Origin of the sequence: Amycolatopsis sp. NPDC004079, from assembly GCF_040610415.1 — a bacterium.
In the GTDB taxonomy this organism is placed as follows: domain Bacteria; phylum Actinomycetota; class Actinomycetes; order Mycobacteriales; family Pseudonocardiaceae; genus Amycolatopsis; species Amycolatopsis halotolerans.
In genome coordinates, this window is the sequence record NZ_JBEXMH010000011.1 from 33,790 (window position 1) to 47,508 (window position 13,719).

Below are 13,719 nucleotides of genomic sequence, written 5' to 3' on the forward strand. Positions count from 1 at the left end.
CCTCAACGAGGAGGTCGCGGTCGTGCCTTACGACAAAGACGCGGGAGTAATCGACACCGGAAACGTGGTGCGGCGGTGGATCACCTACATCGCGGGCATCTACCTGCTGACGCTCGGTCTCGGCCTGGCCATCCGGGCCGGGATCGGCATCTCCCCGCAAAGCAGCCTGACCCGCACGATGACGCTCGTGCTCCCGCCGCTCAGCCAGGGCACGTTCAATCTCATGCTCGAAGTGCTCATGCTCGGGCTGACTTTCCTGGTGCTGCCAAGGGCATTCAAACTCAAGAATCTGTTCTCGCTGGTTCCAGCACTGATTCTGGCCGCCCTGCTCGACTTCAACCTGATGGCGACGAAGTGGATCTCGCTCGCGCCCTACGCGGCTAATCTCGCGCTGCTGTTCCTCGCCGACGCGATGCTGGCGTTCGGGCTCTTCCTGATGATCCGCGCCAATCTGGTGCTGATGCCGATCGACCTGTTCGTCAACACCCTGCAGAAGAAGACCGGCCGCAAATGGGGAAACATCAAGACGGTCTTCGACTGCACGCTGCTGGCGATCTCGGCGGGCATCGGGCTGATCTTCCTCGGCGGACCGCATTTCATCCGGGAGGGCACGATCATCAACGCCGTCCTGGTCGGCCAGTACATCAAGCTCTATTTCTTCCTGTACAAGAAGTTCCAGGCCCGAAAGCTCAAGCCCGTTGAAAGCGCAGCGTGAACGTCGCGCCGACCCCAGGCTTTCCGAACGCGGCAATGGTCCCGCCGTGTCCGGTCACGACTTCCTGCACCAACGCCAATCCCAACCCGAACCGTCGTCCCTCGCCGTGCGCCCCATGGGCGAACCGTTCGAAAAGCCGTTCTGCTTCCTGCTGAGGGAAGCCGGTTCCGGTGTCGCACACGCGCAGTTCGACGTGCCGGGCGTCCGGATTGGCGAGAATCACCTCGATCGACCCGCCGGGCGGCGTGTGCCCGATCGCGTTGTCCAGCAAGGCGGACAACACCCGCCGCAACGCGGTCGGCACGCCCGGCACCACGTCCTCCAGCCCCGGCGAACGACTCAGCCGGAGGTCCACCTGCCGGTCGTTCGCCCGGACCGATTCCGCCGCCACCGCCTGTTCCGCCAGCACCGCCAGCTGCACCGGCTCCAGGTGCGGCCGCTCGGCGCAGGCCTGCGCGGACAACAACAGATCGTCGACCACCGCGCCCAATTCCCGGGTGCCCGAGACCAGGGTTTGCAGCTCGGCCGGTCCCGCGCCGCCGCGCCGGGCGAGGAGCTGCGTGCGGGTGTGCAACCGGGTCAGCGGCGCACGCAGCTCATGGGACGCGTCGGCGACGAACGTCCGTTGCCGGCGCAATGCCTCGCCCAGCGGCCGAATTGCCCGCCCTGCCAGCAGATACCCGCTGATCACCGACGCGATCAGCACCACCAGCTCGGCCACCCCGAGCCCTAACAACAGCTGTTCGCGGTCAGAGATCAGGTAATGCTCGTTGAAGTACGCCTGCCAGACCTCGCCGCCGCGGTTCACCGTGCGGATGGTGTACGTCGCGCCGTCGAGCACGCGTTCTTCCGTCGCCACATCACCGTCGTGCGGCACTTGCGGCACCGGCGGGAGCGTGAACGGCAGCCGCCCGGCGGGCGCGTGTCCCTCCGGCGTCACCAGGTAGGTGCATCCGGGCGGGGTCGCGGAAAGCCCGTGGCTCAACGCGAATTCCAGCTGCCGCTCGGTCTCCGCGGACTGCCCGCGCAGGAGCACCCAGTACGCGATCACGCCCGCGGCGAGCACGACCATCGTGATCACCACGGCGATCTGGCCCGCGATGGTCCGCCGCGCGCGCCGCAGCGCCCGCGCCTCCGGGGCGACGACGGTGGTCACACCGCCCCGATCTGGTAGCCAAGGCCGTGCACCGTCTTCACCACGTCCCGCCCCAGCTTCCGCCGCAGGTAGTACACATAGGTGTCCACAATGGACTCGGCGGCGGATTCGGTGAACACCCCCGCGCGCAGGGACGCCCGCGGGTGGATTGCTTTGGGCCGCTGGGCAAGCGTGCGCAACAGTTCGAACTCGCGTCCGGACAGCGTCACCCGCTCGCCGCGCGGCAGCACGACCTCGTGCCGCTGCAGGTCCAGCGCCGCCGCGCCGAGCGGGAGGGATTCGGCGTGCTCCTCGTCGCGGCGGCACAACGCGCGCACCCGGGCGAGGAGCTCGTCGGTCTCGAACGGTTTCACCAGGTAGTCGTCGGCCCCGGTGTCGAGGCCGTGCACCCGGTCGGCCAGCTCGCCCAGCGCCGACAGCACCAGCACCCGCGCGGGCACCGCCCGGCGGCGCAGCTGGGCCAGCACCGAGAGGCCGTCGACCACCGGCAGCCGCCGGTCGAGGATCACCACCGCGTGCCGTCCGGTGAGCCCGAGGTGCAGGCCGCGCTGGCCGTCGTGGGCCACTTCGGTCTCGTAACCTTCTCCGGCGAGCAATTCGACGAGCATCCCGGCGAGATCGCGATCGTCCTCGACCAGGAGCACCCGGGAAGCCGCCGGGGTCTCTGCCTCATCGTGCACAGGTCCATACTCGCAGTGATCCGGCCATCCGACCCTCGACTTTCGTAGGCAATCGTTCAGCTTCGTCCGGTGAGGAGAAATTCGGGCATTTCCCCGTCGGAGTACCGGCGGGCGTCGCGTTTGTCCAGCCAGCCGAGCACCGGCGAGGTCATGATCGTGGTGACGAGCGCGACGAGCACCAGGACGGTGAACAGCGCGGGCGAAACGATTCCGGCGGACAGCCCCACGTTCAACGCCACCAATTGCATCAGTCCGCGCGCGTTCACCAGCACGCCGATCCGCAGCGCGACCGGTTGCGGTTCGCCGGTCAGCCGCGCCGCGCCCCACGAGGCGCCGAGTTTGCCGACCACCGCGACCGCGATGCAGACCAGCGCGAACATCAGCAGCTTCGGGTCGGCGAGCAGCGCGAATCGTGTGTTGAGGCCGGAATAGGTGAAGAACAGCGGCAGGAACACGACCCGGCCGACCGGCATGATCCGCGCGAGCACCGCGTCGGCCGCTTCGCCGCGCGGGAACACCAGCCCCAGCATGAACGCGCCGAACACCGCGTACAGGCCGATGACGTCGGTGAACCACGCGGCGCCGAACAGGAACATGGCGGTGACGAGCATCCGCTGATCCACCGGTACCCGCGGGTTGTCCATCACCCGCGCCACGATCCGCCGGACCACCAGCCAGATCAGCAGCACGAACAGCAGGCCGCCGCCGATGGCCGTCGCGATCGGACCGGCCGTGCCGGCGTGCATGCCGAGGACGACGGCCAGCAGGATCCAGGCGAGGACGTCGTCGAGAGCGCCGCAGGCCAGCGCGAGCGCGCCGAACCTCGTGCCGCCCAAGCCGCGTTCGGTGATGATCCGGGCCATCATCGGGAACGCGGTGATCGCGAGCGCCACCGCGACGAACGCCGCCGAAACCACCGGCGACACCCCGGGTTTCAGGATTCCGGCCCAGTTCGCGCCGAGCACGCTCACCCCCACGCCGAGCGCGAGCGGCACGACTGTGCCCGCGGCGGAAACCGCCGCGACGGTCTTCCTCCCTTCCTTGAGCGCACTCAGCCGAAACTCGTAGCCCGCGCCGAACATGTAGATGACGAGCCCGATCTGGCCGCCGAGGTACAGCAGCGTGCGCACCGAGTCCGGGAACAGCCATTCCTGTACACCCGGGAGCAGGAGCCCGAGCAGCGACGGACCCAGCAGCACGCCGGTGACCATCTCGCCCACCACCGGCGGCTGCCCGAGCCGCACCGCAAGCGCGTTCACCGCCCGGCAGGCCACCAGGATCACCACGGCCGCCAGGAAAAACGCGGGTGCGGCTTCTACGGCACTCATCGGGTTCCTCCTTGGAAGTGTTTGGTGCACAGCCGAAGCCGCCGCGCGTCGAGCACCATGTAGGTGCCGAAGACCAGCTGCGCGAGGCTGCGCCACACGTCTTCCCAGCGATCGCGCACCGCCAGGTAGGCCAATGCGGTGCGGGGATTTCGCCGCGATCCGCGCGGGGTGGCGAAAACCGGTCCGCGATTGGGAATCGAGCGGGTGTGCGCGGCGCTCGTAGTGAGGGCGAACCGGCGCAGGAATTCCCTGGTGACCACGCGCATCGTCACCGGGGCGAGGCCGCGCGCGGGGCACGGCCGGTTTTGCGCGACGCCGAACGGCAAGAAATTTCGCTGCTGGTGCGCGGGGCAACCGGCCCCGCGCTCCGGGTCGAACTCGTCGGCACGGTCCACTCCGGCGTGGTGGAACTCCGGATAGCTGAACAACAGCACGGTGCCCGCGTCGATGGTCCGGTCGGCCAGTTCGATGTCTCCGGTGGTGATGCGGTGCGCGATGCCGAACAGCGGGTACGTGCGCAGGCATTCGTCCAGCACGCGGTCGAAATACTCGTCGTCGTCCGGGTTTTCGGCGAGCCTGCGCTGCACCTGCGGGTGTTCGGCGAGCACCATCAGCAGGTGCGCCATCGCCTCGGACATCTGCACGACCGCGGTGTTGAAGAACGTCCCTTGCAGGTAGAACACCTGCTCCTCGCGGGTGAGCCGCGACGGCAGCGGATGCGGCACGTCGTCGAGCCGGCGGCGCAGGTACGCGGTCAGCCGAGCGCGGCGACGCATGTTGCGCGGGCGTACGCATTTCAGCGCGGACACGACGTCGTCGGCGTGCCCGACGATCAGATCCCGGGCCTCCGGCGGGCACGGTTCGCCGAACACCAGCTCGTAGTACAGCTCGGCCCAGACCGGCATCATCTCGTCGCGCAGCCGGAGCAGCCGTCCCGGCCCGGTTTCGATCCGGCCGAGCACGCGCGCGGCGACCCGTTCGGTCAGCGCCTGCGATTCGGCCTTGGACTTGACCAGGATGTTCCGGGTGGTTTTGGCGACCTCGTCGTAGCGCGGGCCCGGTTCCAGATGTTCCTGGTGCACCTGCGGTCCGGGCGCGAGCCAGTACCAGAACAGGTCGGACAGCGCGGCGCCCTCGCTGCGTCCGTCGGCCGCCGGATCGGCGTACACCCGGCGGAAGTCCTCGACCGGCACCTGGTAGCCCTCGTCCCCGTTGACCAGGGTGAAGATCCGGTTCCGCATCGCGACGACCCGGCCCGGCAGCCACCTCGGGCTGGTCGCGACCAGCCCGGCCGCGGCGGCGAGCACGAGCCGTTTCATCGGACCAGGTCCGCTGTCAGCTCGCCGGGCGTCCGCGCGCCGCAAAGCCCGAGCGCGGTGTCCGTTTCCTCGCGCAACCGCTCCAGCACTTCAGCGACCCCTTCCTGACCCGCCGCGGCGAGCCCCCACAGCACCGGCCTGCCGACGCCGACCGCGTCCGCGCCGAGAGCGAGCGCTTTGACGACGTCCGCGCCGCTTCGCACGCCGCCGTCGAGGATCAACGGCACTTGACCGTCCACAACGGACACGATTTCGGGGAGCGCGGCCAGGCTCGAGATCGCGCCGTCGAGTTGCCGTCCGCCGTGGTTGGACACGAAGATCCCGTCGATTCCGGCCGCCACCGCGCGGCGGGCGTCCTCCGGATGCAGCACTCCCTTGAGCAGCACCGGCATTTTCGTGGTTTCGCGCAACCAGGCGAGATCGTCCCAGGCCAGGTCGGCGGGCATCTCGATATCCCGCACCCGGCCGGTGGCGTCGCGCATGTTCTCGGCGGCCAGCCCCGGAGGGAGATCGTGGAATGCGTGGCGGTGGTCGCGTTCCCGCCGTCCGTGCACCGCGGAATCGACCGTCACCACCAATGCCCGCGCGCCCGCGTTCTCCGCCCGGCTGATGACCGCTTCGGTGAACTCCCGGTCTGATTGCGGATATAGCTGGAACCAGAACACGTCGGCGACCTTGGCGACATCCTCGACAGCCGTCGTCGAGGCCATGCTGCACACGAAGACGGTGCCCGCTTCCGCAGTTGCTTGCGCGGTCGCGAGTTCTCCGTCGGAGTGCGCGAGACGGTGGAAAGCCGTCGGACACACCAGAATCGGCATCGACATCGTTGAGCCGGAGATTTCCACCGTCAGGTCGCGTTTGCCGACTCCGCGCAGTGCACGCGGCACCAGCACCCGGCGGCGGAATTCTTCTTCGTTGGCGCGCAAGGTGGCTTCCTCGCCCGCTCCACCGGCGTAATAGTCGTAGTGCGCTGGTTCCATCCGTTCGCGTGCGATGGCTTCCAGCTCCGCGATCGTGCGCATTTCAGAGCTGCTTGGTGAAGAAGGCCGTCAACGCGTCCACGTGCACCGGGCGGTTCCACTCGTTTTCGAGGTTCTCGGTGACGTGATGGGTCGCGACCAATTCGCCGCCCTGGTAATGCCGGACGATCGGATGCAGGTAATGCCCCTCGCCGGAATCGTTCGCGACATCCTGGCTCGCGCGGGTGACGGTGAAGTCGAACGGATCGATCTTGTCGTGGTCCGGACCGTAGTCGAGGGTGATCACGAACGCGTTGGCACTCTCCCCCAGCGCGGTGTCCTTGAACCGGTCGACCGGGACTTCCTCGTAGTAGCGGGCCTGGTCGCCGTCGACCACGAGGACGTCGGCGAGGAAGCCGAACTGCTGGTACAGCGCGGAAGTACGGTTGATTCGCTGAATGACCGCGTCGACGAGTTCGGGGGTTTTATTAGCCACCGCCGTGCTCGGCCATTCGGTGTCGTGGTAACGCTCGTCGAGGACCTTGGAAAGCGCGCGCACGCCGTAGCGATAGCCGTGAATGAACGCGCTGGTGGCCTTCTTGAAATCGCGGGCCTGAGTGATCGTCCCGGCGAAATAGAGTCCCGGCACGTTCACCGATTCCCACGACGAGGTCTGCGCCGGGAACCGGTCGTTGATCGTCATCTCCGGGCGGCAATCCTCGTCGAACATCGAGGCATCGAACCGGAACCCCGTCGCGGCGATGACCCGGTCGTAGCGAATTTCCTTGACCAGTTCATTGGCCCGCGCGAAGGCGAACTTGACGTGGTAGCCGTTCTCGTCCTTGGTGATCTCGCGGACGTCGCCGTCGAGGATCGCGTGCTGCAGCTTGAGTTGATACATGTCGAGCACGCCCGCGTTGAACGCGCGCAGGTGTCCGACGAAGTGCGTACGCCACGCGAGCTTGACCGGTCGCGGGCCGGCGACGTGCAGCACCGCGGCGAAGGCGTTGATGCTGTCGGCCGTCTCAAATGCGGAGTTTCCCTTGCCCAGCACGAGAACGCGCTGGTTGATGAATTGCTCCGGATCGGTGTCGTAATCGGCGTACTGGTCGACCAGCTCCATGCCCGGCACGTCCGGGACATACGGCTTGGTCACGCCGGTTGCCATGATCAGCCGCCGCGCGCTGAACTTCTCCCCGTCGCCGGCGGTGACCGTGAAGACGTCGTCCGCGCGCGAAATTCGCGCAACCTCGGTGTCGTACCGGATTTTGACGTCGTGTTTCGCCGCGTAATCGGCGGTGTAGCTGAGAAATGCTTCCGCCGGAGGGAACATCTCGGCGCTGTAGTCGGTGAAGACCAGCGGGTCCGGCCCGTCGTCGAGCAGCGAGTTCCAGTCGACCCGCAGGTTCAGCTCGGGGTCGGTCCATCCGGTGTATTTCTTGTTGACCGAGATGAGCGTGCGGTGCCGGGGAAATCGCGTGAAGAACGCGGCGGGCACGGACCCGCGCTCCAGGACCAGGTAGCTTCGCCCGGCCCCGCCCAGCTGCCGCCCGAACTGCAATCCCGCCGGCCCGGCTCCGACCACCAGGTAGTCCAGCACGTCCGCCATGACACCGACCTCCCGCGTCGCCTTGATCTGACGGCGATCAGAGTGGTCGGAAGATCTCAGAAATCCCTCAGAACGTACCCGGTCTTCGGGACGCCGGTGCCCAACGCTGGTTTCTCAGCAGCGCGCGGGAGTTCTCGCGCCGCGCGGCTGACCCGGCGCACGCGATGCCTTCGCAGCAGCCGAGCCACACACCGCACCACTGACAAGCCCCAATGTGGCATTGGGGCGTTCGGCTCGACCGCTACTTGCCGGTGACGCGCGCGAGCGCCTCCGGGTACCGCGCACCCGCGACCGCCTCGGCCGGAGCGGCCTTCTCGATCGCCGCGATGTCCTCTTCGGACAGTTCCAGCTTGGCCGCGCCGACGTTCTCTTCCAGGTACTTCCGCCGCTTCGTGCCCGGGATCGGCACGACGTCGGCCCCCTTGGCCTGCACCCAGGCGAGCGCCAACTGCCCCGCCGTGACGCCCTTGTCCGCGGCCAGCGCACGCAGCGCCTCGACGATCGCCATGTTGCGCGCGAGGTTGTCCTCGGCGAACCGCGGCAGGCCACGACGCATGTCGCCCTCGGGCAGCTCCTGCACCGACGTGACCGCGCCGGTCAGGAACCCGCGGCCCAGCGGCGAGAACGGCACGATTCCGATCCCCAGCTCCCGGCAAGTACCGAGAATTTCGTCCTCGATCCCGCGCGTCCACAGCGACCATTCGCTCTGCAACGCGGTCACCGGATGCACCGCGTGCGCCCGGCGGATCGTCTCCGCGCCCGCCTCGGAAATCCCGGCGTAGCGAATCTTCCCGGCCTCGACCAGCTCAGCAAGCGCTCCCCAGGTCTCCTCGATCGGGACGTTCGGGTCGACGCGGTGCTGGTAGTAGAGGTCGACGTGGTCGATCCCGAGTCGCTGCAGCGACTCGTCGCAGCACTGCTTCACATACGCGGCGTCACCGCGCGCGGTCATGCCCGCGTCGGTGTGCACGATGCCGAACTTGGTCGCGAGAACCACCTGGTCGCGACGGCCCGCGATCGCCTTGCCGACGAGCTTCTCGTTCTCCCCCGCGCCGTACACGTTGGCCGTGTCGAGCAGGGTCACCCCCAGTTCCAGCGCCCGGTGCACCGTGGCGACGGACTCGCCGTCGTTGTCGCGCACGCCGTAGGCCGAGCTCATCCCCATGCAGCCGAGCCCCTGTGCGCCGACCTCCAGTGCGCCGAGCTTCCTCGTACCGATCACGCGGAAATTCCCTCCATTTCGGGCGCGACGCCGAAGGCCTTGCGCTCGACCTGCTCGTAGTTGGCGATCTTGTAGTCCAGGATGTCGAGACAACCCTGCAGCTCGGCGATCCGGTCGGCGACCGACTGCCGCTGCTCCACGAGGATCGCCTTGCGCCGTCCGGCGCTGGCCACCCCGTGCCTGCGCAGCGAGGCGTACTCGCGCATGCTCTTGATCGGCATCCCGGTGAGCCGCAGCTTCGTGAGGAAGCCGAGCCAGTTCAGGTCCTCGTCGGAGTAGGCGCGCCGCCCCGCCGAATCGCGAGCGGGCGGTTCGAGAAGCTTGATCCGTTCGTAGTACCGGAGGGTGTCGATCGACAGGCCGCTACGTCGTGCGGCTTCCGCTATCGAGTAGCTCATGCGCTCGACAGTACGACCTGGAGTGCACTCCAGGTCAAATCTTCAACGACGGTCACGGTCGCGTTTTATAACGTTGTTGCGTTACGCTGGGTACATGCCTCGCCCCCGTACCCACGACGAATCCCTCCGGCTGAAGCTCCTGGACCGGGCAGGCGAACTGATCTCCGCGGACGGCCCCAAGGCGCTGTCCTTGCGAAAACTGGCCGCCGACTCCGGCACGTCGACCACCGCGGTGTACTCGCTGTTCGGCAGCAAACCGGACCTGGTGAACGCCCTGTACGCAGAAGGCTTCCGCCGCTTCGGCGCCCGCCTCGCGATGGTCCCCCTCACTGGCGAGCCAGTACCCGACCTCGTGCGCCTGGGCATCGCCTACCGCGAAAGCGCCCTGGCCGACCCGCACCTGTACGCGATCATGTTCAGCCGCTCCGTCCCCGGCTTCGAACCGAACGCCGAAGCCGACGAGGTCGCCCAGTCCACCCTCGCCCCCTTGACCGGAGTCGTCCGCGCCGCGGTGTCGTCCGGCCAGTTCCAGGATGTCGCGCCGGAACTGATCACAGTCAGCCTGTGGGGTTTCGTGCACGGCCTGGTGTCCCTGGAACTGTCCGGCCGCCTGCCAGCCGACTTCAGCGTCTCCGATGCGTACGAAAAGGCCTTGCACGCCAACGCTTCCGGCTGGCTTACCTAGCCCCGTACTGCCGATCCCCCGCGTCCCCCAGCCCCGGCACGATGAACCCGGAGTCGTTGAGCCGCTCGTCAATGCTCGAGGTGACCACCCGAACCGGCAGCCCAGTCTGCTCAAGATGCGCGAGCCCCTCCGGCGCGGCAAGCGCACAGATCGCGGTGACGTCAGTAGCCCCGCGATCGGTCAGCAGCCGGATCGTGTACTCCATCGACCCACCGGTCGCGAGCATCGGATCAAGCACCAGCACCGGCCGATCCGCGAGAGATTCGGGCAGCGACTCGAGGTAGGGAGTCGGCTTGAGCGTCTCCTCGTCCCGAGCGAGCCCGACGAACCCCATCTGCGCGTCCGGGATGAGCTTGTGCGCCTGGTCAGCCATCCCCAGCCCAGCCCGCAAGACAGGCACCAGCAACGGCGGACTGGCCAGCCGATACGCGTCGGTCCGGGCAACGGGAGTATGAATCCGCTCAGTACGCACCGGCGCATCCCGCGTGGCTTCATAAACGAGCATGACAGTCAACTCATGCAACGCGGCCCGGAACGCGGCACTGTCCGTCCGAGCGTCCCGCATGGTCGAGAGACGAGCCTTGGCCAGCGGGTGATCGACGACGTGCACATCCATGCCGCACAACTTAGCCGCCCAGTTCGGGGACGCCACTCATTCCCCGCGCGTTCGTGGGCCCGATTACGTCCGTGAGGGCCACCTTCAGGAACTCTGATTCCCTCAGGGTTCCCCTCACGTACCTCCGACCCGCGCGAACCCCTCCGCGATGCGCCCCAGCCACCACCCAAACCGCACCGGTGCACCCGACGTTCGAGGCACCCAGCCCCTCCCCCGCACCCCGATACGAAGCCTCCCTGCGGTTCGGGGGTGCTTGTCAAGGCATCTTTCCCGCCTTGACAAGCACCCCCGAACCGTCAGCACAATCAAACTTCGGGGTGGTGGCCCCACTCAGGGCGCAATGTCGCCGCCAGGCGACGAGCCGAACGCGAGACCTCAGGAAGCAGGCAACGCAGCCAACCGAGCCTCAATCCGCCCAATATCAGCCACAGCAGTCTCCCGCCGCACCTTGATCTTCTCGATCACCTGCTCCGGGGCCTTGGCAATAAACGCCTCGTTCCCGAGCTTCCCCTCAGTCTGCGCCAATTCCTTCCGCGCAGCCCCGAGATCCTTCTCCAGCCGCTTCCGCTCGGCAGCGACATCAATGGTCCCGGAAGTATCCAACTCCACAGTCACCAAGCCACCAGCCAGCGCCACCTCCAACGAAGCACTGGCCGAGAAACCGTCCTCCGGCTCCGTAAGCCGCACCAACGACCGGATCGCGCCCGAGTGTCCCTCCGGATACGCCTCGCCGGTCAGCCGCGCGGCGACCTTCTGCCCCGGCTTCAAGCCCTGGTCGGCGCGGAACCGGCGGATCTCGGTGACCAGCTTCTGCACGTCGGCCACCCGAGCGTCGGCGACCGGGTCGGCGTAGCCCTCGACCGCCTTCGGCCACTCGGCGATCACCAGCGATTCGCCGCCGGTCAACGCAGTCCACAGCTTCTCGGTCACAAACGGAACGAACGGGTGCAGCAACCGCAGCACAGTGTCGAGCACCTGCCCAAGCACCTTCCGCGTAGCCTCGACCCGCGCGGAATCCCCTTGGTACAGCTGAACCTTGGCCAGCTCCAGATACCAGTCGCACAGCTCGTTCCAGGTGAACTGGTACAACGCGTTGGCGACCTTGGCGAACTGGAAGTCCTCGAACAGTCCGTCCACTTCGGACACCAGCGTCGCGAGCCGCCCGAGAATCCACCGATCAGGCTCGGTCAACTCGGCAGCGGACGGCAGCGAACCCGCCGCGGTCGCCCCGTTCATCATCGCGAACTTGCTGGCATTCCACAGCTTCGTGCAGAAATTGCGCGACCCCGCGGCCCATTCGTCGGCCAGCGCCATGTCCGTGCCCGGGTTCGCGCCGCGGGCCAGGGTGAACCGGGTGGCGTCGGCCCCGTAGGCGTCCATCCACTCCAGCGGGTCGATCACGTTGCCGCGCGACTTCGACATCTTCTTGCCGTTCGCGTCGCGGATCAGTCCGTGCAGGTACACGTGGTCGAACGGCTGGCGGCCGTCCATCTGCTGCACGCCGAACATCATCATCCGCACGACCCAGAAGAACAGGATGTCGTAGCCGGTGGACAGCACGCTGGTCGGATAGAACTTCGCCAGGTCGTCCGTCTCGCCGGGCCAGCCCAGCGTCGACATCGGCCACAGCCCCGACGAGAACCACGTGTCGAGCACGTCCGGGTCCTGCGTCCACCCGTCACCCGACGGCGGCTGCTCGTCCGGACCCACGCACACGACCTCGCCGTCCGGCCCGTACCAGACCGGGATCCGGTGCCCCCACCACAGCTGACGGGAAATCGTCCAGTCGTGCATGTTGTCGACCCAGTCGAAGTACCGCTTCTCCAGCTCCGCCGGGTGGATCTTCGTCCGCCCGTCACGGACCGCGTCGCCAGCGGCCTGCGCCAACTCGGCGACCTTGACCCACCACTGCAGGGACAGCCGCGGCTCCACGACCGTGTCGCAGCGGGAGCAGTGCCCGACCGCGTGCACGTACGGCCGCTTCTCCGCGACGATCCGGCCCTGCTCGCACAGCGCGGCGACCACCGCGGGACGCGCCTCGAACCGGTCGAGGCCCTCGAACGGACCGGGCACGGTGATCGCGGCGCGCTCGTTCATCACGGTCAGCATCGGCAGGTCGTGACGGCGGCCGATCTCGAAGTCGTTCGGGTCGTGCGCCGGGGTCACCTTGACCGCGCCGGTGCCGAACTCCGGGTCGACGTGCCGGTCCGCGACCACCGGGATCTTCCGGCCGGTCAGCGGCAGCTCGATCTCGGTGCCGACCAGGTGCGCGTACCGCTCGTCGTCCGGGTGCACGGCCACCGCGGTGTCGCCGAGCATCGTCTCGGCGCGCGTGGTGGCCACGACGATCGAGGCGTCGCCGTCGCCGTAGCGGATCGACACGAGTTCGCCGTCGTCGTCGCTGTGGTCGACCTCGATGTCCGACAGCGCCGTCTGGCAACGCGGGCACCAGTTGATGATCCGCTCGGCGCGGTAGATCAGGCCGGCGTCGTAGAAGTTCTTGAACACCGTCTGGACGGCCTTGGACAGGTTCTCGTCCATGGTGAAGCGCTCGCGGGACCAGTCGACGCCGTCGCCGAGCCGCTTCATCTGGCCGAGGATCTTGCCGCCGTACTCGGCCTTCCACTCCCAGACGCGCTCGACGAACTTCTCGCGGCCCAGGTCGTGGCGCGACAGGCCCTCGCCGGCCAGCTGGCGCTCGACGACGTTCTGCGTCGCGATGCCCGCGTGGTCCATGCCCGGCAGCCAGAGCACCTCGTAGCCCTGCATCCGGCGGCGGCGGCTCATCGCGTCCATCAGGGTGTGGTTGAGCGCGTGGCCCATGTGCAGGCTGCCGGTGACGTTCGGCGGCGGCAGTACGATCGAGAACGGCGGCTTCCCCGACGAGGCGTCGGCCGTGAAGTACCCGGCCGCTACCCAGCGGTCGTACATCGGGGCTTCCTCGGCGGCCGGGTCCCAGGCACCCGGAAGGTCGGTTTTCTGCTGCGGAGCGTTCTCGGTCACAATGGACAAGTCTACGAACCCGCCGCGGC

At 67.8% G+C, this 13,719-nt stretch carries 12 protein-coding genes; 2 read left to right on the forward strand and 10 right to left on the reverse strand.

All coding sequences use genetic code 11. The features are described 5' to 3' along the window. Nucleotides 1-22 precede the first annotated feature (22 nt). Nucleotides 23-715, forward strand: coding sequence for a DUF6198 family protein (locus ABZX37_RS14345; RefSeq protein WP_354739470.1), 693 nt, complete (start codon nucleotides 23-25; stop codon nucleotides 713-715). Here ABZX37_RS14345 and ABZX37_RS14350 read toward each other — a convergent pair. The 8 genes from ABZX37_RS14350 to ABZX37_RS14385 form a co-directional block, all read right to left on the reverse strand. Beyond that, nucleotides 690-1,871, reverse strand: a complete 1,182-nt coding sequence (locus tag ABZX37_RS14350; RefSeq protein WP_354739472.1) for a HAMP domain-containing sensor histidine kinase — start codon at nucleotides 1,869-1,871, stop codon at nucleotides 690-692. The genes ABZX37_RS14345 and ABZX37_RS14350 overlap by 26 nt on opposite strands. Beyond that, on the reverse strand, nucleotides 1,868-2,515 hold the full coding sequence (locus tag ABZX37_RS14355; RefSeq protein ID WP_354739736.1) for a response regulator transcription factor: 648 nt from the start codon (nucleotides 2,513-2,515) through the stop codon (nucleotides 1,868-1,870). The genes ABZX37_RS14350 and ABZX37_RS14355 overlap by 4 nt, the downstream gene beginning before the upstream one ends. Before the next feature lie 92 nt (nucleotides 2,516-2,607). Next, nucleotides 2,608-3,879, reverse strand: a complete 1,272-nt coding sequence (locus tag ABZX37_RS14360; protein WP_354739474.1) for a cation:proton antiporter — start codon at nucleotides 3,877-3,879, stop codon at nucleotides 2,608-2,610. Continuing rightward, nucleotides 3,876-5,198 (reverse strand): cytochrome P450, encoded by a 1,323-nt coding sequence (locus ABZX37_RS14365; protein ID WP_354739476.1) that lies wholly within the window; start codon nucleotides 5,196-5,198, stop codon nucleotides 3,876-3,878. Before ABZX37_RS14365 ends, ABZX37_RS14360 begins: the two co-directional genes overlap by 4 nt. Further along, entirely contained in the window at nucleotides 5,195-6,220 is a 1,026-nt protein-coding gene (locus ABZX37_RS14370) for an alpha-hydroxy acid oxidase (RefSeq protein WP_354739477.1), read from the reverse strand. The genes ABZX37_RS14365 and ABZX37_RS14370 overlap by 4 nt, the downstream gene beginning before the upstream one ends. Before the next feature lies 1 nt (nucleotide 6,221). After that, on the reverse strand, nucleotides 6,222-7,766 hold the full coding sequence (locus ABZX37_RS14375; protein WP_354739478.1) for an NAD(P)-binding domain-containing protein: 1,545 nt from the start codon (nucleotides 7,764-7,766) through the stop codon (nucleotides 6,222-6,224). A 241-nt stretch (nucleotides 7,767-8,007) separates the two neighbouring features. Beyond that, nucleotides 8,008-8,988, reverse strand: coding sequence for an aldo/keto reductase (locus ABZX37_RS14380; protein ID WP_354739480.1), 981 nt, complete (start codon nucleotides 8,986-8,988; stop codon nucleotides 8,008-8,010). Continuing rightward, complete coding sequence (locus tag ABZX37_RS14385) at nucleotides 8,985-9,386, reverse strand: MerR family transcriptional regulator (RefSeq protein WP_354739482.1); 402 nt, start codon at nucleotides 9,384-9,386, stop codon at nucleotides 8,985-8,987. The genes ABZX37_RS14380 and ABZX37_RS14385 overlap by 4 nt, the downstream gene beginning before the upstream one ends. Before the next feature lie 94 nt (nucleotides 9,387-9,480). Here ABZX37_RS14385 and ABZX37_RS14390 point away from each other — a divergent pair, with 94 nt between their 5' ends. Continuing rightward, nucleotides 9,481-10,071, forward strand: coding sequence for a TetR/AcrR family transcriptional regulator (locus ABZX37_RS14390; protein WP_354739484.1), 591 nt, complete (start codon nucleotides 9,481-9,483; stop codon nucleotides 10,069-10,071). Here ABZX37_RS14390 and upp read toward each other — a convergent pair. Further along, nucleotides 10,064-10,687: a uracil phosphoribosyltransferase gene (gene upp, locus ABZX37_RS14395; RefSeq protein ID WP_116205731.1), complete on the reverse strand. Its 624-nt coding sequence runs from the start codon at nucleotides 10,685-10,687 to the stop codon at nucleotides 10,064-10,066. The two genes, ABZX37_RS14390 and upp, sit on opposite strands and share 8 nt — an antisense overlap. A 375-nt stretch (nucleotides 10,688-11,062) precedes the next feature. Next, entirely contained in the window at nucleotides 11,063-13,690 is a 2,628-nt protein-coding gene (locus ABZX37_RS14400; protein WP_354739486.1) for a valine--tRNA ligase, read from the reverse strand. Nucleotides 13,691-13,719: the final 29 nt, after the last annotated feature.

What these genes read in the sequence shown, in the direction of transcription:
- ABZX37_RS14360 (WP_354739474.1), bottom strand. Translation starts at nt 3,879, where the DNA reads ATGAGTGCCGTAGAAGCCGCACCCGCGTTTTTCCTGGCGGCCGTGGTG.
- ABZX37_RS14365 (WP_354739476.1), bottom strand. Translation starts at nt 5,198, where the DNA reads ATGAAACGGCTCGTGCTCGCCGCCGCGGCCGGGCTGGTCGCGACCAGC.
- ABZX37_RS14370 (WP_354739477.1), bottom strand. Translation starts at nt 6,220, where the DNA reads ATGCGCACGATCGCGGAGCTGGAAGCCATCGCACGCGAACGGATGGAA.
- ABZX37_RS14375 (WP_354739478.1), bottom strand. Translation starts at nt 7,766, where the DNA reads ATGGCGGACGTGCTGGACTACCTGGTGGTCGGAGCCGGGCCGGCGGGA.
- ABZX37_RS14385 (WP_354739482.1), bottom strand. Translation starts at nt 9,386, where the DNA reads ATGAGCTACTCGATAGCGGAAGCCGCACGACGTAGCGGCCTGTCGATC.
- ABZX37_RS14390 (WP_354739484.1), top strand. Translation starts at nt 9,481, where the DNA reads ATGCCTCGCCCCCGTACCCACGACGAATCCCTCCGGCTGAAGCTCCTG.
- upp (WP_116205731.1), bottom strand. Translation starts at nt 10,687, where the DNA reads ATGGATGTGCACGTCGTCGATCACCCGCTGGCCAAGGCTCGTCTCTCG.